The 20,166-nt window shown below is 56.5% G+C and carries 15 protein-coding genes; 7 read left to right on the forward strand and 8 right to left on the reverse strand.

The genetic code is table 11. The features are described from left to right. Positions 1–262 precede the first annotated feature (262 nt). Positions 263–1,906, forward strand: coding sequence for a beta-N-acetylhexosaminidase (locus tag C1A08_RS04755; protein WP_055202527.1), 1,644 nt, complete (start codon positions 263–265; stop codon positions 1,904–1,906). A 1,071-nt stretch (positions 1,907–2,977) separates the two neighbouring features. Here C1A08_RS04755 and C1A08_RS04760 read toward each other — a convergent pair. The 8 genes from C1A08_RS04760 to C1A08_RS04795 form a co-directional block, all read right to left on the reverse strand. Continuing rightward, positions 2,978–4,141 (reverse strand): glycosyltransferase, encoded by a 1,164-nt coding sequence (locus C1A08_RS04760; protein WP_101571762.1) that lies wholly within the window; start codon positions 4,139–4,141, stop codon positions 2,978–2,980. A 59-nt stretch (positions 4,142–4,200) separates the two neighbouring features. Next, on the reverse strand, positions 4,201–5,112 hold the full coding sequence (locus tag C1A08_RS04765) for a glycosyltransferase family 2 protein (protein ID WP_055202533.1): 912 nt from the start codon (positions 5,110–5,112) through the stop codon (positions 4,201–4,203). Positions 5,113–5,160: 48 nt separating this feature from the next. Then, positions 5,161–6,240 (reverse strand): phosphotransferase enzyme family protein, encoded by a 1,080-nt coding sequence (locus tag C1A08_RS04770; protein ID WP_101571764.1) that lies wholly within the window; start codon positions 6,238–6,240, stop codon positions 5,161–5,163. Positions 6,241–6,268: 28 nt separating this feature from the next. Continuing rightward, positions 6,269–7,660: a Gfo/Idh/MocA family protein gene (locus C1A08_RS04775; protein WP_101571766.1), complete on the reverse strand. Its 1,392-nt coding sequence runs from the start codon at positions 7,658–7,660 to the stop codon at positions 6,269–6,271. Between the two features lie 182 nt (positions 7,661–7,842). Next, positions 7,843–8,847: a type I glyceraldehyde-3-phosphate dehydrogenase gene (gene gap / locus C1A08_RS04780; protein WP_055202537.1), complete on the reverse strand. Its 1,005-nt coding sequence runs from the start codon at positions 8,845–8,847 to the stop codon at positions 7,843–7,845. A 158-nt stretch (positions 8,848–9,005) separates the two neighbouring features. After that, positions 9,006–9,761 (reverse strand): ABC transporter ATP-binding protein, encoded by a 756-nt coding sequence (locus tag C1A08_RS04785; RefSeq protein WP_055202539.1) that lies wholly within the window; start codon positions 9,759–9,761, stop codon positions 9,006–9,008. A gap of 1 nt (position 9,762) precedes the next feature. Continuing rightward, positions 9,763–10,506: an MlaE family ABC transporter permease gene (locus tag C1A08_RS04790; RefSeq protein ID WP_055203506.1), complete on the reverse strand. Its 744-nt coding sequence runs from the start codon at positions 10,504–10,506 to the stop codon at positions 9,763–9,765. An 84-nt stretch (positions 10,507–10,590) separates the two neighbouring features. Then, positions 10,591–10,872 carry a DUF4834 family protein gene (locus tag C1A08_RS04795; RefSeq protein ID WP_055202541.1) on the reverse strand — a complete coding sequence of 94 codons (282 nt, stop codon included), beginning with the start codon at positions 10,870–10,872 and terminating at the stop codon, positions 10,591–10,593. 252 nt (positions 10,873–11,124) lie between these two features. Here C1A08_RS04795 and purB point away from each other — a divergent pair, with 252 nt between their 5' ends. The 6 genes from purB to C1A08_RS04825 all read left to right on the forward strand — a co-directional run bounded on the left by purB (position 11,125) and on the right by C1A08_RS04825 (position 20,152). Then, entirely contained in the window at positions 11,125–12,480 is a 1,356-nt protein-coding gene (gene purB, locus C1A08_RS04800) for an adenylosuccinate lyase (protein ID WP_101571768.1), read from the forward strand. A 49-nt stretch (positions 12,481–12,529) separates the two neighbouring features. Continuing rightward, positions 12,530–12,688 carry a rubredoxin gene (rd, locus tag C1A08_RS04805; protein ID WP_055202543.1) on the forward strand — a complete coding sequence of 53 codons (159 nt, stop codon included), beginning with the start codon at positions 12,530–12,532 and terminating at the stop codon, positions 12,686–12,688. 165 nt (positions 12,689–12,853) lie between these two features. Continuing rightward, on the forward strand, positions 12,854–14,029 hold the full coding sequence (locus C1A08_RS04810; RefSeq protein WP_101572051.1) for a multidrug effflux MFS transporter: 1,176 nt from the start codon (positions 12,854–12,856) through the stop codon (positions 14,027–14,029). Between the two features lie 87 nt (positions 14,030–14,116). Next, positions 14,117–16,894 carry a family 78 glycoside hydrolase catalytic domain gene (locus tag C1A08_RS04815; RefSeq protein WP_101571770.1) on the forward strand — a complete coding sequence of 926 codons (2,778 nt, stop codon included), beginning with the start codon at positions 14,117–14,119 and terminating at the stop codon, positions 16,892–16,894. Between the two features lie 10 nt (positions 16,895–16,904). Beyond that, positions 16,905–18,698: a hypothetical protein gene (locus tag C1A08_RS04820; protein ID WP_101571771.1), complete on the forward strand. Its 1,794-nt coding sequence runs from the start codon at positions 16,905–16,907 to the stop codon at positions 18,696–18,698. Positions 18,699–18,709: 11 nt separating this feature from the next. After that, positions 18,710–20,152, forward strand: coding sequence for an alpha/beta hydrolase family protein (locus C1A08_RS04825; protein WP_101571773.1), 1,443 nt, complete (start codon positions 18,710–18,712; stop codon positions 20,150–20,152). Positions 20,153–20,166 lie beyond the last annotated feature (14 nt).

Raw genomic sequence — 20,166 nt, forward strand, 5'->3', positions numbered from 1 at the left:
TATGATTTGATAAGATTAGTTTTCCCCGCATCTGAAAAATCAAATGCATACAAAGTTATAATTTTTTTACGAACAGACGGCAAACCGCCGGACATTTTCGCCCTTCCCCTACGAAAACAGACCGACGCGATGCGACAATACGGCTACGCGATCGCACGAAGAGTCCGGATCGACGGTCGGCAAAAAGCGGACGGATACGACGCGGTTTTGCGAAAAAAACGTATTTTTGTTCCACCGAATCCAAAATTTAAAAATCTGACCTATGAAAAAACTGCTATTCTTCTGCGGCGTCGCGGCCGTCTTATGCAGCTCTTGCGGCAAACGGATCGCCCGCGTCGAATCGGTCGACATCGTACCGCAGCCGGTATCGGTCGTCGCCTCCGACGGGGCGTTCGACCTGACGAAAAACACCAAAATCTGCCTGCTGTCGGACGACTCGACGCTGAACTACTCCGTCCGCCTGTTCAACGGCCTGCTCGACAAATCGTTCGGCAAACCGCTGCCGGTGATTAAAAGCACGCAGCCCGAAGCGGGCGCGATCAACGTGCGATTGGGCGGCCTGCAACCCGAGGAATATACGCTGAATATCCGTCCGGACGGCGTCGACATTACCGGAGGAAGCCCCGCCGGCGTATTTTATGCCTTCCAGACGCTGCGGCAGTTACTGCCGGTAGCCGTAGCGCGGGGCGAAAAAGCCGGCGTCATCGAATTGCCCGTCGCGGAGATCGCCGACAAGCCGCACTTCGCCCACCGCGGCGGAATGCTGGACGTGTGTCGTCACTTCTTTACCGCCGACGACGTGAAAACTTTCATCGACATCCTCGCTATGCACAAACTCAATCGTTTCCACTGGCACCTGACCGACGACCAGGGTTGGCGGATCGAAATCAAACAATACCCCAAACTGACCGAGGTCGGCGCGTTCCGCGACCGCTGCAACCTGCAAGCCGAAGCCGACGCACCGAAAGATTCGGTTCCCTACGGCGGTTTCTACACGCAGGACGAAATCCGCGACATCGTACAATATGCCGCAAAACGGTTCATCACGGTCATCCCCGAAATCGAAATGCCGGGCCACGCCTCCGCTGCGCTCGCCTCCTATCCTTACCTCGGCTGCAAAGGCGAAGGGTATGTCGTTCCGTCGACCTGGGGCGTAAAAGCCGACGTGTACTGTGCCGGCAACGATTCGACGTTCCGGTTTATAGAAGGCGTCCTGTCGGAAGTGGTCGAACTGTTCCCGTCGGAATACATCCATATCGGCGGAGACGAATGCCCGAAAATCAACTGGCAGCAATGCCCGGCATGCCAGCAGCGGATCAAAACCGAAAAGCTGAAAAACGAGAACGAACTGCAAAGTTATTTTATGCAGCGGGCCGAGAAATTCCTCGCAGGCAAAGGCCGCAAGATCGTCGGCTGGGATGAGATTCTCGAAGGCGGCATCTCGGAAACGGCGACCGTCATGTCATGGCGCGGTTCCGCGGGCGGTATCGAAGCGGCTAAAAAGGGAAACCACGTCATCATGGCCCCGAACTCGCACTGCTATCTGGATTACTACCAGACCGACAAGACCGAAACCGAACCGAAATCGATCGGCGGACATCTTCCGATCGAGAAAGTGTACTCGCTCGACCCGTACGAAGGGCTGAACGCCGACGAACAGCAGTATATCCTGGGCGTACAGGGCAACCTGTGGACCGAATTCATCAGCGAATTCGACCATGCCGAATACATGCTGCTGCCGCGCCTGGCCGCGCTGGCCGAAGTGGGCTGGTCGTACGACAACAAAGATTTCGACAGTTTCAAGAAACGCGAAACTTCGCTGGCCAGGCTGTACGACGCTTACGGGTACAAGTATGCCAAACACATGTTCCCCGCCGACAGTACGGCCACGGACACGACAAAATAAAAAACCGGTAACGGCCGCCTACAATCCGATACCGAACTTGAACAAAAAAGCGATGCGGGAATCCGCATCGCTTTTTTTACCGCCTTCCGAAAACGCAATTCGTCATCCACCGACAAAACAGAGAACCGGCGGATCGGGTTCTATCTCCGAAAGCTGAAACGGGGATAAAATTTAACCGTCAAATGCAGGAACAACCGTATGAATCACAAACAGGCGATTGTCCCGAGGCACAACAAGCCGTACAACTTCCGCCGCTAGCATAAGTCGTGGTGCATTGTCCTCCCGGGCACCCGGAGCTTTCATTTTCGGTTAACGCTTCAACGTTTTGCATGAATAAATCGCCGACCGCATTCTTGTACCGAGCGGTAAATACGGTTACTGCCGCAACGGCGGTAACAAAACCCGATCCGCAAAAACGAACAGATTTTTTCTTTTCATTATTCCTTCATTCTCATCATTACAACTATCGGATTATCGTCCGATGTTATCTCGCCCAAACCTTCTACGAAAATCTTGTCTGAACCGTTCCTGGGAAAATCGATCATGCTGCTCGGGATAATCACATCGACCAAGTAGTTTTTATAATAAACCTGATGAACACAACTCGGGAAACTCGAATTGAGATAAATATAGGCCGGGAAATCCGTCAGGTCGTTTTTGATTCTTTTCGCATGATAGGTCTTATCTTTAATACCTGATGTAATAGCGGACGTCCTCTTTCCGAAAGAATCGTTCCTCTGCGCCTTCTTTAAAATAATACGAAAAGGACATTATATCGGAATTATTGATATTTAAAACGGGGAACATGGCTACACGATTCGCACTCTTATATATAATATGCGATTTCAAGCATTACAATAGAAAAAAATCGTGAAAACAGAAAAAAATAACAGGCCGTATTCCCTAACGGTTGAAAACATCCGACAAACAATTTGCAGTTAATTAGAAGTCAGGTGCACGTGTCGACTATTCGGCAACACGACTCAAAATAAATCGTACACCCGCAAATCCCGTATCGGAATCACGTCAATTTCGGCAGCCAAAGCCGCGCCGAAAAAGGCCGGAAAGCCCCTATTCCTTTTGTTTCCCGGCATCGATCAGATCGATAAACTGCGCCGCTACGTTCCGGATATCGTACTGCGACAGGTCGATTCCCCGCACCTGCGCGCGATAATCGCCGCGAAGCGCCGCGCGGAACCCGTCCGGATCGAACGTGCGGTCGTTGAACGACAGGATCGGCCGGCCGGTCATCGCATAGTCGATCAGCTTGCTCGGCGTAGCGTTCGACGTAGTATTGTCGAAATTGATCAGAAAATCGGCCGCGCCGAGCCGTTCGATCAGCCGTTCGCGCGGCAACGCTTCGCGCAGCACGATCCGGCCGCGCACCCGCTGTTGCGCCTGCCGGATCATTTCGGCGAAACAAGGGTCCAGGTAATTGATATACAGATCGAAGCGAAAATCCGCATCCAGCGTCTCCAGAAAATCGAAAAAGAAGCGCGGGTCGCGGATCCGCTCGTAGAAACGGCCTGCGTAGGCGAACGTCGGCTGCGGATTCGGCTCGTAAGGCCGGCGTTTCACGGCGTTCAGATCGAATCCCTGCGGAATGATTCTTATCCGTTCCCGGCTCTTATAAGGCGTGTAACAGCCCAACGCCTTTTCGACCGGAATCGTAAAATAATCGAACCGGCGCCCCCAACATTTCAGGATCAGGTAATAGACAGGAAACACGTTCGGTGCCACATCGCCGCGGAACGGCGGATCGCTGAATTCGGCGATCGTCACGGTATGCCTCAGGTTCGGATTCCGCCGCATCGCCCGGGATACGGCCCGGTGGATCGCGGCCGGATACGAAATCGACAGCACGGCGTCGAACGGCTCGTCCAACGCGACCAACCGCCGGAAAATCCCCGGATTGTATTTGGCGAAAAACTCGTGGCAGTAAAAATAGAGAATCCAGCGCTGTGCGAATTTCGGGATAAATCGGCGGATGCTCTTGTTTCTGCGGGCGACCGCCGACCCGCCCCGTCCCTCTACCGTACCGTCGGCAAAAATCACCCGCAACCCGTCCGCCTGCAACGGATCGTCGCGAAAAACCTGCCGGTTCGGAATCAGCAACGTTACCCGGTGTCCTTCGCGCGCCAGCTCGCGCGCCAGCTCGGTCGTGCGGAACGCCCGAGGCGAAAGCTCCGGATAACACGCATCCGAAACCATCAGTATTTTTTTCGAATCGCTCATAACCAAAGATTTTGAAACGCCGGGAGCCGTTCAGTCCCGAAACTCCCGCGGCAGAACGCCTACTTACCGGTCAACAGACCGCAGGTAATATTCCACCGCATCCGAAGCAGGTACCACCCTTTCAGCGGCTGCAGGCGGCACAGGTAGCCGAATGCGAATACGCAGGCCCCGCCCCATTTGACCGCCTCGGCCAACAGACGTTTCGGGAACGAAACGCCCCCTTCGGAGCGGGTGCGCACCCGCTCGCTGACGCCGATCATCCGGGTCAACCGTTCGAAATAAGCCCGCGTCAGCTTCGACGCCGGCGTAATATGGTATATTTCAGCGCCCGGAACGTAGTAATAACGGATGCCTTGCGCCCGTACGCGCATAAAGAAGTCTTTCTCCTCGCCCCCCATCGGGTTAGCTCCCGAACGTCCGAGCGCCGTGTTGAAATTACCGAACCGATCGAACAGCCGGCGGCGGAAACCGGAATTGCCGACGCCCGGGTACCGTTTCCCGCGAAACGGCACCATGCGGTCGCCCAAATCGAACGCCCCGGTGATCATTTTCTCGATATAGTAGGAGTACCACGCCGGCAACGGCGCTTCGTAAACCGGAACAACCGCCCCCCCGGCAGCATCCAAACCCGGATTGTTTTCAAAAAAACAAAAATAGCTTTTAGCAAACTCAGGATTTGCCTCTTCGTCGTCGTCGATGAATACGATGTACTGCCCGACCGACGAAGCGATGCCGCAGTTGCGCGCATAGGAAATTCCCTGCGACGTCTCGGTCACCATCCGCACCTGCAACTGCGGATGGCTGCCGGCAAAACCGGCGACCACCTCGGGCGTATTGTCCGACGAATTGTTGTTGACGACCAGTATTTCGAACAGGCCGGGCGACAGCGTCTGACGCGCAAGACTCTCCAGCGTCCGGAGCAGGTACGGAGCCCGGTTGTACGTTGCGACTACGATCGACAGTTTTTTCATAGATGTCCTCGCGGAAAATTTTTGCGGTTCCGTCCCTTTTTCAGTAATCTACAACCCGGCGATGTAATCGTTCATGGCTTTTTCCTGCGCTTCGATGCTTTGCAGCAGCTTGAACTGCGCCTTCGAACGCTGCCAGTTGTGTTCCGGATGTTTGATCTTGTAGTAATTGTCGCCGTCGAGGTAATCCGCCAAGAATCGTACCGTCTGCATGTAGGTCAGCAATTGCGCTCCGTAGGGCAGGTTCTCGCGCTCGACGGGCGTCAGAAACGATGCGGTGCTCTCGACATACCCTTTGGCGAAGGCGCGGAAAATATCCATATCGACATCCACTTTGTCCAGATCGGGATCGTCCTCGGCTCCGGTATTGGCCGCCGTGCGGATGAAATCGCCGAAATCGGACAGCACGAACCCCGGCATCGTCGTGTCCAGGTCGATCACGCACAACGGGCGATCCTGCTCGTCGAACAGGATGTTGTTGACCTTCGTATCGCAATGCGTGACGCGTTTGGGCAGCTCTCCGGCACGGAAAAGCCGCTGCGCGAGGCACATCCTGTCGGCGCGGGCCAGCAGTTCGTCGACCATCCACCGCACACCTGCCAGGCGTCCCTGCGGATCGCGGGCCGCCACTTCGCGGAAACCTTCGAGCCGGAACTCGATGTTGTGGAAATTCGGGATCGTCTCCCCGAGCGCCCCCTCGCCGATATCGGCGAGCATCGACTGGAACTCGCCGAACGCCTGCCCGGTCAGGTAAGCCAACGGGCCGGTGATGCTCTCATGCGTAACGGAACCGGCGATAAAAACCATCATCCGCCAGTAGTTTTCCCCGTCGAAATAATAGAGTTTGCCGTCTTTGGTCGGCACGACGCGCAACACCCGGCGTTCCACATCTTCGCGGCCCGCTTCGGTCAACTTGCGGCGGATGTGCGAAGTAACCCGCTCGATGTTACGCTGCAACAGGTTGACGTCCTGGAAAACACGGTGATTAATCCGTTGCAGCACATAATCCGGCGCATCGCCCGCCGTCGAAACACGGTAGGTATCGTTGATCCATCCGCTGCCTACCGGAGCGATCTTTACGACCTCGCCGGCAATATCAAATAACGTTACGATCCGATCTATCTTTTCCATAATCTGCTTATTTCATTCGCCGACGCCGCTATTTGACGGCATGCGAAAATCCGTTGACTCGGTTCCAGGCTCCGCGTGTAAAATCGGGCACTTTTACAGGCATCCCGCGATGTTTTACCGACGTTTCGGTCAGTTCGACCAGCGACGACCATTCGGCGGCATCGTACACGTCCTGATCCAGCGGCAGCCCGTTGTGCAGGCAGTAAATCAACCGGTAATCCATGATAAAGTCCATGCCGCCGTGCCCGCCGACCTGACGCGCCTTCTCGCCGATCTCTTTGGAAATGGGGTGCTCGTACTCGGCCATCAACTGATCGAACTCCGGCTTCGCCAGGAACGAATGCGCATTCGGTTCGAGAGCGATTCCCTCGACAGGATATTTCTGCGCGAAACCTTTCGTACCGCTGATCTTATGCAGGCGGTCATAGGGACGCGGGCTGGTCACATCGTGCTGGATCAGGATCGTTTTGCCTTTGGCCGTACGGATCAGCGTGGTGTTCATATCGCCCAGTTTGTAATCGGTTTCGGCATACTCGGAATCCTTCCCGAATTTCCCGGCAGCGGCCAGCGAAAGTCCCTTTTGGTCGGTAGATACCGAAACCAGGTAGTCCATCTTGTCGCCGCGGTGAATATTCAGGATTTGACAGACCGGCCCGAGACCGTGCGTCGGATACGGGTTGCCGGTATGGTCGGTATTGTATTTCAACCGCCACATATCGTAATATCCGGTTTTGTCGTCGAGGTTCAGCGAGCGCAGGTCGTGGATATAAGCTCCCTCTACGTGCATCACCTCGCCGAAAAGCCCTTGTTGCGCCATATTCAGCGTAGCCATCTCGAAAAAGTCGTAGCAGCAGTTTTCCAGCATCATGCAGTGGCGGCGCGTTTGCTCGGCCGTATTGACCAACTGCCAGCACTCGTCGATCGACATCGCGGCCGGAACTTCCAGCGCCACGTGTTTCCCGTGTCGCATCGCGTAGATGGCGATCGGAGTGTGCAGCAGCCACGGCGTGCAGTTGTAGATCAGATCGACGTCCTCCCGTTCGCAGACCTTTTTCCAATCCTCCGCGCCGGTATATCCGGCGGCGGCGGGCAGCCCGGCGTTTTTCAGCGTTCCCTGAGCATTCTCCACCAATTCCGGACGCACGTCGCACAGCGCTACGATCCGCACCCCGTCCAGGTGGGTATAACGTTCCACGGCCATCGAGCCGCGCATCCCGAGTCCGATAAAAGCCACCCGAACCACCGGAATCGGATCGCAGCGCAATTGCAGCACGTCGGTCTGCCCTTTCGCGCGGGCCGGCTCGGGGAATTCGATCATTCCGTTGCGCACTTTCGGAGACTTGCCTGTCGCCGTCTCCGGGATCGCAGCCGCGAACAGCATCGCGAAGGCGACCAGTAAAACACTTATCCGTGATTTCATAACATTTCGGAATATTACTTCAATAAGAAGACAAATATAATAAAAAGCCCCGAACTTCCAGCGATCCGCGCCAACATTATGCGGCATACGACGAAACGGGCGCCGCAGACTGAGCGCCCGCGAAAACAAAGCGGGGGACGCCCCAAAGGCATCCCCCGCAAAAATACACCGTTGTTATAAAACTATTTCACGGTGTTCATGTATTCGATCAGCTCGAGCACTTTGTTCGAGTAACCCCATTCGTTGTCATACCACGAAACGACTTTCACGAAACGCGGAGAGAGCTGGATACCGGCTTTCGCGTCGAAAATCGAAGTACGCGCGTCGCCCAGGAAGTCCGAGGAAACCACGGCGTCTTCGGTGTAACCGAGGATGCCTTTCAGTTCGCCGTCGGCAGCTTCTTTCATGGCTTTGCAGATTTCGTCGTAAGTGGTATCCTTAGCCAGCGTACAGGTCAGGTCTACGACCGATACGTCCAGGGTCGGTACGCGCAGCGACATACCGGTCAGTTTGCCGTTCAGCGCAGGAATCACTTTACCTACGGCCTTAGCGGCGCCGGTCGACGACGGGATGATGTTGCCCGAAGCGGCGCGGCCGCCTCTCCAGTCTTTCATCGAAGGACCGTCTACGGTCTTCTGGGTAGCGGTGGTCGAGTGAACGGTGGTCATCAAACCTTCTACCATACCGAATTTATCGTTCAGCACTTTGGCGATCGGAGCCAGACAGTTCGTGGTGCAGGATGCGTTCGAAACGATCGTCTGACCGGCGTAAGTTTTGTTGTTCACGCCCATTACGAACATCGGGGTATCGTCTTTCGACGGAGCCGACATAACGACGCGTTTCGCGCCCGCTTTGATATGAGCTTCGGCTTTTTCCTTGGTCAGGAACAGGCCGGTCGATTCAACGACATATTCGGCGCCCACTTCGTTCCATTTCAGGTTTGCGGGATCTTTTTCAGCAGTTACGCGGATCGAGTGGCCGTTGACAACCAGTGCGTTTTCCTTCACTTCGATCGTGCCTTTAAACTGACCGTGCATCGTGTCGTAACGAAGCATGTAAGCCATGTAATCCACCGAAATCAGGTCGTTGATTCCGACGATTTCCAAATTGTCTTTGGCCATTGCGGCACGGAACACCAGGCGTCCGATACGGCCGAAACCGTTGATACCAATTTTAATCTTTGACATAATTCTACTTATTTTGAAAGGTTAATCAATTGCCGAAAAATACCTTATAATACACCGTTGCAAAAGTATATAAAAAACAGGGAGCCTGCAAAATTATTTTAAATTTTTTTAGTAAACCGCCTCTCCCGCGGAACGTCCGTTCGGTACGGCCCGCCCCGCTACATTTCCACCTCCCGGGCGCGCTTGGCCATCGCCGAAGCGAACACGAAATCGTTCAGCTCGCGGTTATCGGCATGCAGAATATCGTGCTTGGTGCCTTCCCACCATTTCTGCCCCTGATGGATAAAAATAATGTGTTCGCCGATCTCCATCACCGAGTTCATGTCGTGCGTGTTGATGATCGTCGTGATGTTGTATTCCTGGGTGATCTCCTGGATCAGGTTGTCGATCAGCACCGACGTCATCGGATCGAGCCCCGAGTTCGGCTCGTCGCAGAACAGGTACTTCGGATTCAGCACGATGGCGCGGGCGATCGCCACGCGCTTGATCATCCCGCCGCTGATTTCGGCCGGGTACAGATGGTTCACGTCGCCGAGGTTGACCCGTTTCAGGCAAAAATTCACCCGGTCGCGCTTCTCGCTCATGCTCATCGTCGTGAACAGGTCGAGCGGCAGCCGCACGTTCTCCTCGACGTTCGACGAGTCGAGCAGCGCGCCTCCCTGGAAAATCATGCCGACCTCCTCGCGGATCGCCTTGCGCTCCTTGAACGGCAGCCGGTTAAAACAAACGTCGTTATAGTAGATATTGCCGCTGTCGATCTTATGCAGCCCGACAAGCGACTTGAGCAGTACGGTCTTTCCGGAACCGCTTTGTCCGATAATCAGGTTGGTGATTCCGGGAGCGAAGTCGGCGGAAATGTCGTTCAGCACCACGCGTCCGTCGAAAGACTTTACGATATGTTCGGCTCGAATCATGCTATGTCAAAAGTAACTGTGTGAGAATCAGGTTAAATATCAGAATCACGATACTGCTGACCACGACGGCCTGCGTACTGGCCCGCCCGACTTCGAGCGAGTTGCCGTTGGCAAAATAGCCGTAAAAACCCGAAATGGACGTGATGATGAACGCGAATACGGACGACTTGATCAGCGAATAAGTGATGTAGAAAGGTTTGAACTGGTACTGCACGCCGACGATGTAGGAATCGGGATTCACCGCCCCGGTCAGTATGCTCACGACGTATCCGCCGGCCACGCCGATAATCATGCTCAGGATCGTCAGGAACGGGAAAAAGAATACGGTGCCGATGATCTTCGGCAGAATCAGGTAGCTCGCCGAATTGACGCCCATGATCTCCAGCGCGTCGATCTGCTCGGTAATCCGCATCGTACCGATTTCGGAAGCGATGTTCGACCCGACCTTTCCGGCCAGGATCAGCGCCACGACCGTCGAACTGAACTCCAGCAGCATCGACTCCCGCGCGGCGTATCCGATCAGGTATTTCGGAATGAACGGCGACTCGAGGTTCAACGCCATCTGGATCGTAATCACGGCCCCCATGAAAACGGAGATGATCGCCACGATCCCAATCGAATTCAGCCCCAAATCCTGGATTTCGGCCAGTATCCGCTTCCGGTAGATGGCCATCTTCTCGGGCTTCGAGAAAACCTTCCCCATCAGCACGAAATAACGGCCTATCTGTTCAAACAGTTTTTTCATAATCAACATCCAAAATATCCGGCGACGGGTAACTTCCGCGACGGTTTCCGCCGGTAAAATCGTCGCGGCGAACAGCCCGGAAGCCTAATTCGCCTCCTCCTTCACCTCCTCGTAATCGACATAATCGCCGACGTTCCGGTTCACTTTTTTCTGCGCGGAAGCGGTTTGCCGCACGGTCACGTCGCCTTCCGGCTTCGGACGGCTGCTGCGGCCGAAACCCGTCCCCCACGTATAGGTACGCGAAAACCCGCCGCCACCTTCGGCAAACTCCCGCTGTTTCTTGCGGATCCAATAATTCAAAAACAACCGGCCGAGCAATCCGAACAGGTAAAACCCGACAATGATAAAAAACAATACCGTCAGCATAGCTTCGTCAACCTAAAAATTCTCCGGGGGCAAAAACCCTGCAAAGAATGTCCCCGGAATTTACAAAAGTAACATTTTAATTCCGGATTGCATAAAATTGCCCTCTTTTTGACACAATACGAAGTTGAAGGCACATTTATTGCAGATTACGCGGAGGTTTCGTATATTTGCATGACAGATCGAAAAAACCGGGACGCCAAGGCGCGCCTTGGTTTGTTTGTTTTCTATTGTGTGATTAAGAACCGTAAAAAAATGATGGAATTGTCTGAATTAACCGCCATATCGCCCGTCGACGGCCGTTACCGCAGCAAATGCGAAGTGCTGGCCGACTACTTCTCGGAGTTCGCGCTGATCCGCTACCGGGTGATGGTCGAAGTGGAATATTTTATCGCCCTGTGCGAATTGCCGCTGCCGCAACTCGCCGACGTGGACGCGTCGGCGTTCGAAGGGCTGCGCGACCTGTACCGCGACTTTTCGGAAGCGGACGCGCTACGCGTCAAAGAGATCGAGAAGACGACCAACCACGACGTGAAAGCCGTCGAATACCTCGTAAAAGAGAAAATGGAGCAGCTCGGTATCGGCGCGCACAAGGAGTTCGTGCACTTCGGGCTCACGTCGCAGGACATCAACAACACGGCGATTCCGTCGACACTGCGCGACGCGACCAACGACGTCTACTATCCGCTGATCGAACAACTGGTGGCCAAGCTCACGGCATTGTCGAAGGAGTGGGAAGAGATCCCGTTGCTGGCGCATACGCACGGGCAGCCCGCCTCGCCTACGAAACTCGGCAAGGAGATTTGCGTATTCGTCGAACGGCTGAACAAGCAAATCGCGCTGTCGCGCGCGATTCCGTCGCCGGCCAAGTTCGGCGGAGCCACCGGGAATTTCAACGCGCACGTAGCCGCTTACCCGGGCATCGACTGGATCGAATTCGCGAACCGTTTCGTCAACGACATCCTGCACCTGGAACGTTCGCAGGTCACCACGCAGATCGAGCACTACGACAACATCGCCGCGATCCTCGACAACTTCAAGCGGATCAATACGATCCTGATCGACCTGTGCCGCGATATGTGGACGTACATTTCGATGGAATACTTCAAACAGAAGATCAAAGCGGGCGAAGTCGGCTCGTCGGCGATGCCGCACAAGGTAAACCCGATCGACTTCGAGAACGCCGAAGGCAACCTCGGCGTGGCGAACGCCGTATTCGAACACCTGTCGTCGAAACTGCCGATCTCGCGGATGCAGCGCGACCTGACCGACTCGACCGTACTGCGGAACATCGGCGTGCCGATGGCCCATACGGTCATCGCCTTCAAGTCGATCCTCAAAGGGATGGACAAGCTGATCATCAACCTCGACGCGATCAACGAAGACCTCGAACACAACTGGGCGGTCGTCGCCGAAGGCATCCAGACGATTCTGCGCCGCGAAGCCTATCCGAACCCGTACGAGGCGCTGAAAGCGCTGACCCGCACCAACAAGCCGATCACCGAAGCCGATATCAAAGCGTTTATCGAAGGATTGGACGTGCCGGCAGGAGTCAAGGAAGAGCTCCGCAGGCTTTCGCCGCAGACCTATACCGGCGTGTGCAAATACTAAAACCGTTTTTACGCGACGCAATGTCTCACTCAATAAAATATCGAATACGATGAAAAAGTACAAATGCCAAGTATGCGGGTACATTTACGACCCGGAAGTGGGCGATCCCGACAACGGAATCGAACCCGGAACCGCTTTTGAAGACCTGCCCGACGATTGGGTATGCCCGTTGTGCCAGGAAGGGAAAGAAGTTTTCGAGGCCCTGTAATCCGCCGCATGGAATTTCAGGCGGGACACGCTCTCCGGAGCGCGTCCCGCTTTCGTTTTCCGGCAACCGCCGGAATCCGCCGCAACGCGTCGTACCGCAGCCCCTTCCTTTTCGGGGAACGGTTTTTACAAAAAATGGTTATTTTTGCGGGATAAAAATCCGACCATGAAAATCCATCGCCGCAACTCCCGCACTTTCCTGCTGATCATTCTCGGCATGCTGTCGGCGTTCGGCCCGTTCGTTACGGATTTTTACTTGCCGGGACTCCCGTCGATCGGCGACTACTTCGACGTGCCCGCATCGATGGTGCAACTGAGCCTGACGTCAAGTATGCTCGGCCTCGCCGGCGGCCAATTGCTGGTCGGCCCGATCAGCGACAAGTACGGCCGCAAACGGCCGATCCTCATCACGCTCGGCCTGTTCGTCGCGGCGACCGTCGCCTGCCTGTTCGCCTGGGACATCTATTCGTTCGTCCTGTTCCGACTGTTCCAGGGAATCGCCGGAGCGGGCGGGATCGTACTGTCGAAATCGGTCGCGGCCGATCTGTACGAAGGCAAGGAACTGCGCCGCTTTTTCTCGATGCTGATGGTCGTCAACGGACTGAGCCCGATCCTCGCGCCGGTATTCGGCGGATTCCTGCTGAACTTTACCGACTGGCACGGCATTTTCGTGACGCTGCTCGTAATCGGCATCCTGCTTTTCGCCGTCAACCTGCGGATTAGCGAATCGCTGCTGAAACACCGACGGATACAAGGCAGCGTCTGGGGCACGTTCCGAGCTTTCGTTCCGATCCTCAGACACCGCCGGTTCATGTATTACGTACTGACGCAGGCTTTCGGGATGGGCGTATTTTTCACCTACATCGCCTCGTCGCCGTTTATCCTGCAACAGCATTATGGCCTCAGCCCGATCGGGTACAGCGTCTGCTTCGCTACCAACGCAGCGGGCATCATCGTCGGCAGCTGGCTGGCCGGCCGGTTCCGCAGGGGAAGCAACGCGCTGTCGGCAGGCCTGTGGGGCCTGGTCGGTTCCGGCGTCCTGTGCGCGACGACCCTGCTGTGCGGACTTCCGTTCGGGTTCCTGGAGTCCACGCTTTTCCTGCTGATGGTCGCCATCGGCATGATCCTGCCGACCTCGACGGCCCTCGCGCTCGACATCGAACGCGAACACTCCGGCAGCGCTTCGGCCGTGATCGGGTTTTTCCAATTCCTCTCCGGCGCGATCGTTTCGCCGCTGACCGGTCTGGGCGATATCCTGTTGCTGACCGGTCTGCTGACCGTATGCTGTAGCGTCGTTTCGCTCTGTTTCGGAGCGCTGGCTTGCCGCCCCTCCCGAAACTGAACATCCCTTTACGCCCCTTCCCGGAAAATCCGTTTTGAGAAACGGTACAAAAAGCGTATTTTAGCACACGAATCAATCTTTTCAGCAATGAAAAACTTTTCGGCGATCCGTTCATACGGACTTTTAGGCATATTGCTGCTGCTCGGAACGGGCACAGCACAAGGACAATCCTTCGGCGCAGACAAACTCAAATGCGAGCAGGAGACCGACCCGATCGGCATCGAAACCCAAACGCCGCGTTTCAGCTGGCAGTTGTACGCCCCGACACGGGGCGCCGTACAGACCGCTTACCAGATCATCGTTTCGGACACGCCGGAAGCGGTCGAACGCGGCACGGGCAACGTGTGGGACAGCAAAAAAATCGCTTCGTCGCAATCGCTACTCGTCCCTTACGCAGGCGAACCGCTTGAAGCGGCAAAAAAATACTACTGGAGCGTCCGCGTATGGGACGGCACGAAAAAAGCGTCCCCGTGGGCGCGCACCGCATCTTTCGCAATGGGACTGCTATCGCAGGCCGACTGGTCGGGAGCACGGTGGATCGCATTCGAACCCGACATCGACAGCCTGACGGTGACCGACGGACTGGGACGTCACCTGCCGGTGATCGGCCGCTACAAACTGCCGCAAATGCGGCGCGAATTTCCGGTGAACAAGCCGGTGCGCCGCGCGACGGCCTACGTTTGCGGGCTCGGTCAGTTCGAACTGTTCCTCAACGGCACCAAGACCGGAGATCATTTTCTGGACCCGGCCTGGACGAAATTCGATAAAGAAGCGCAGTACGTGTCGTTCGACGTGACCGACCGACTGAAACAGGGGAAAAACGCCGTAGGCGTGATGCTCGGCAACGGTTTTTTCAATATCCCGAACGAACGCTACACGAAATTCGTCGGATCGTACGGCGCTCCGAAAATGCTTCTGAAGATGGAAATCGAGTACGAAGACGGCACGTCGGACACGATCGTATCGGACGCGTCGTGGAAAACCACGCAAAGCCCAATCACTTTTTCGAGCATCTACGGCGGCGAGGATTTCGATGCGAACCTCGTGCAGCAAGGTTGGAAAGAGGCCGGATTCGACGACAGCGGATGGCAGGATGCGGTTCTCACGAAATTCGACAGCCCGCTGCGCTCGCAGCGTACCACGCCGCTGAAAATCCGCCAGGCATTGCCGACCGTGCGCAAATATGAAAACAGCCGGGGCAATTACCTGTACGACCTCGGGCAGAATGCGTCGGGCATCGTCCGCTTGACGGTCAAAGCCAACGGCAAACATACGGTACGGATGTTCCCTTCCGAATTACAAGGCGGCGACAGCACCGCGAACCAACGTTCGTCGGGAGGCCCTTATATACTCAGCTACACGACGCTCGGTACCGGCGAGCCGGAAACCTGGCAGCCGCAGTTCACCTACTACGGTTTCCGCTACGTAGAAGTCGAAGGAGCCGTTCCGGCCGGCGAGCCGAACCCGGACGGACTGCCCGAAATCGTCGAACTGACCGGTCTGCATACGACCAACTCCGCCGCGCCGGTCGGCGCGTTCGCCTGCTCGAACCCGTTGTTTAACCGGATTTACGAGTTGATCGATTGGGCGATCCGCAGCAATTTTTCGAGCGTGTTCACCGACTGCCCGCACCGAGAGAAACTGGGATGGCTCGAACAGTCTCACCTGATCGGACCGTCGGTGCAGTTCGGCTACGACATCTCGCGGGCATTCCCGAAGATCGTCGGCGACATGGCGACGGCGCAGCACGCGGACGGCATGATCCCGACCATCGCCCCGCAATACACGGTCTTCTCGGAAGGTTTCCTGGACACTCCGGAATGGGGAAGCGCCTACATCCTGATCCCGTGGTACCTTTACCAATGGTACGGCGATACCCGCCCGCTGGAAGAGAATTACGACAAAATGGCTCGATACGTAGACTACCTGTCGTCGAAAGCCGACGGTCATATCGTCGCCTACGGCCTCGGCGACTGGTGCGATATCGGCCCCGGCGAACCGGCGCACTCGCAACTCACGTCGAACGGAGTCAGCGCGACGGCCATCTACTACTACGACATCTGCACCATGAAACGGGTCGCCGAACTGTTCGGCAAAACGGAGGACGCCGCTCGTTACGACGCGCTGGCCGCACAGGTCAAGCAGGCGTTCAACGACAAATATTTCGATAAAAATACGAAAAAATACGACCGAAACAGCCAGGCGGCCAACGCCATGGCGCTCTACATGGGACTGGTCGAACCCGAAAACAAACCGGTCGTACTGCAAAACCTGATCGACGACATCCGCAGCCGCGGCAACGCGCTGACGGCCGGTGACGTCGGCTACCGCTACGTCGTGCAGGCCCTGCTCGACAACGGGGCGTCGGACGTGCTGTTCGACATGAACAGCCGCTACGACGTGCCGGGATACGGCTACCAACTGGCCTGCGGCGAAACGGCGCTGGCCGAATCGTGGATGAGCAAGGACTACCTGTCGCACAACCACTGTATGCTCGGCCACCTCTATTCGTGGCTGTTCAACGGACTGGGAGGATTGTCGCAGGCTCCGGGATCGGTCGGCTATAAAGAGGTTGTGATCGACCCGCAGGTCGTCGGCGACATCCGCAGCGCCCGCGTCGCGTTCGAATCGCCGTACGGACTGATCCGCAGCGAATGGAACGATACGCCGCAGACGTTCCGGCAGACGGTCGAAATCCCGGGCAACGCCTCGGCGCTCGTCTACTTGCCTACGGCCGATCCGGAAGCCATTTCCGAAAACGGGCAGCCGCTGGACAAGATCGAAGGCATTACCGTCGAACGGAAGGGCGACCGCACCGTATTGCACGTCGGATCGGGCGTCTACAACTTCTCGGTACGGAAATAACCGCCGACCGATGAAAACGATCCCGGCCCTACTGACGGCAGGAATCCTGCTGCTGGCATACGACGGCATCCGGGCCGGAACGCCGGACGGAACTTGCGGCGCAACGGGGATTTCGCCGCAGGTCTCGGCTTTCGGCGATCCGCTGGTAGCGACGGACGCTCTCGGGCGCGAGTTGCCGAACTACGCACAGACCGGCGGAGAAAAGCCGAACCGCTACGTCGGTCTGTTCTACTGGCTGTGGCACGGGCCGTTGCGCAACGACACGCCGGACTACGACATTTCGAAAACGCTGCGAAAAGAGCCGGATCGCACGCAATGGCCGCACCTGGCTTACTATTGGGGGGAACCCGAGCTCGGATATTACCGCTCATCGGACGCGTACGTCATGCAGAAACACCTGAGCTTGTTCTGCCTCGTGGGCATCGACTTCCTGTTTCTCGACTTCACGAACCTGGTAATGGACAAGGACGAACTGCGCCTGCTGTTACGGCTGACGGGCAATATGAGGCGCAACGGATACGATCCGCCCCGGCTCGTGCCTTTTTTCAACACGAATCCCGTCCCGAAACTGGAGGAGTTTTACACGGAATTTTACCGCGACACCGCTTACCGGGACGCATGGTTCGTACTCGACGGGAAACCGCTGGTGCTGTCGCCCGTACAGCATCCCTCCGACCGGAAAATCAACGACGCCTTTACATGGCGTCGGATGTGGGCCGGCAAGGACGCCGACGGGTTTTGGCACTATTTCGACGACTATCCGCAGACGCCCGCCCTGCGCCCCGACGGGGCGGCCGAACAGATCGCCGTGGCCGCCGGCAAGGGAGCCCCGTTATGGGACTACCCGGCCTACGGTTCGAAAAGTTCCACGCGGGACAGCACGCCCGCATACGACCGCTACTGGAACAGCCCTCGCTCCGGCGAAGGCCTGTTTTTCGAAGAGCAGTGGAAAGGGGCCGAACGTTTCCGTCCGCTGATCGTCTGCGTTACCGGATGGAACGAATGGAAAGCCGAGGCATGGCCGGCCACCGCCGAACTCGTGGCGGGCGGCATCACTTTCCAGAACCGGAAACTGGCCGAGGGCGAGACCTACTTCGTCGATGAATTCAACGAGGAGTTCAACCGCGACCTGGAGCCGCAGGCCGGAAAAAATTCGGACAACTATTTCTACCAACTGGCCGCCCACGTCCGCCGTTACAAAGGGATGAAACCGCCTCCGGAAGCCTCGCCCCGCAAGACGATCGCGATCGACGGCCGCTTCGACGAGTGGGCCGACGTGCAGCCCCGCTTCGAGGATTTCGTCGGGGAACTTCAAATGCGGGACAACGACGGCGCGCCGCAGGGCATCCGCTACGTCAACCGTACCGCCCGCAACGACATCGCCGAATCGCGTGTGGCCTGCGACGACAAATTCATCTATTTTTATGTCAAAACCGTCGAACCGATGACCTGCTGGCGGGAGCCGAACTGGATGCTGCTTTTCATCGACGGCGACCGGGACAAAAAAACCGGCTGGGAAGGATACGATTTCGCCGTCAACCTGGAGATCCGGTCGCCGGAAAAAACCATGCTGAAACGGCGCGACGGCGACCGCTGGACGACCGTTGCGCCCTGCCGGTACCGGCAGCGAGGGAACGAGATGGAGATCGCCGTCCCGAAAAAGTTGCTCGGCCAAGGCGATCGGCCGGATTTCTATTTCCATTGGGCCGACAATATCCGGAAGCCGGACGACATCGCCGAATTTTTCCTGAACGGGGAATCCGCTCCGGAACGACGTTACAACTACCATTACAAAGCCAAATAATCAGTGGAAAAATGTACCCGATCAAAAAAATATTGTTGATATTTCTGCTGAGTACGCCGGTAATTGCCGTCAGCCGGACGGCAGAGCCATTGCAACCAAATTTTTACGAAGGAGATGCGGTCGCCGGAGCCCACCGGCTCCGGATGCAGTTCATCGTACAAAAAGACCCTTCGGGAAACTTTTCAGCGAAGATGAATGTCCCGGCACAGGGCACATTCGATTATCCGGCGACGGTCGGTTATGAACAAGACAGCGTGGTATTCAGGGTAGAGAAACCCGCAGATGCTTATTTTAAAGGCAAAATAAAGGCGGACAGCATCGTAGGCGAATGGCATAACTACGGTAAAAAATTCCCGCTGACGCTCCGCAAATCCGTCGACCGGATCAAACTGCGCCCGCAATACCCGCAACCGCCTTTCCCCTACGCCGAACAGGATGTCATTTATTACAACGGCGACTCCTCGATCCGCTACGGCGCCACGCTGACGTTGCCGGAAAAAGGGGAGCGATTTCCGGTCGCACTGCTGATCACCGGCAGCGGGCAGCAGGACCGGAACGAAACGCTGTTCGATCACCAGCCGTTCCGCGTGATCGCCGACTACCTGGGACGCCGCGGAATCGCCGTACTGCGCGTGGACGACCGCGGATGCGGCCAGACGACCGGGGATCTGCGGCAGGCTACATCCGAGGATTTCGCCCGCGACGTACTGGAAGGCGTCCGTTATCTGAAAAACCGGCCCGAAATCGACCCGGCGAAGATCGGACTGGCCGGACACAGCGAAGGAGGACTGATCGCGCTGATCGCCGCGCAGGACAATCCGGACATCGCCTTTATCGTTTCGCTGGCAGGACCGGGCGTGCCGGGTATCGAAATATTCCTGTCCCAGCAGGAACACGCCCTGAAAAAAATCATATCGGATCGGACGGTCATAGACGCGGCACAGGCGCTGAACAGGAGCATCTATACCGACCTGATCGCGAACCCGCAGCAGAAGGCGGAAGTGATTTTCTCCGGACAGTTGAAAAAATGGGTCGCGGAACAAGACAGCGGCACCGTAAAAAAGGTCATGCCGTCGTTGCCGTCCGAACATTACCTCGAACCGGACTCGCTGACGAAACTGGTAGGCCCGATGAACATCCCGTGGTACCGGTACTTTATGGCTTCCGATCCGGGCAAGCTGATCGGGCAGATACGCTGCCCGATGCTGATTCTGAACGGGGAGAAAGACATGCAGGTCTACTGCGACCTGAATATGGACGGCCTCGAAAAGAGCTGCCGCGAAGCGGGTAAAACGAACGTGGAATTCCGCCGGTTCCCCGGGCTGAACCACCTTTTTCAGCACTGCGAAACGGGAGAACCGGACGAATACGGCAGCATCGACGAAACGTTCGCTCCGGAAGCGCTCGACCTAATCGCCGAATGGATCGGGAAAACGACCGGCAGTTCCCGCTGACCTTCCCCCATAAC

The sequence above is a fragment of the Alistipes sp. cv1 genome (assembly GCF_900240235.1).
GTDB lineage: Bacteria > Bacteroidota > Bacteroidia > Bacteroidales > Rikenellaceae > Alistipes_A > Alistipes_A hominis.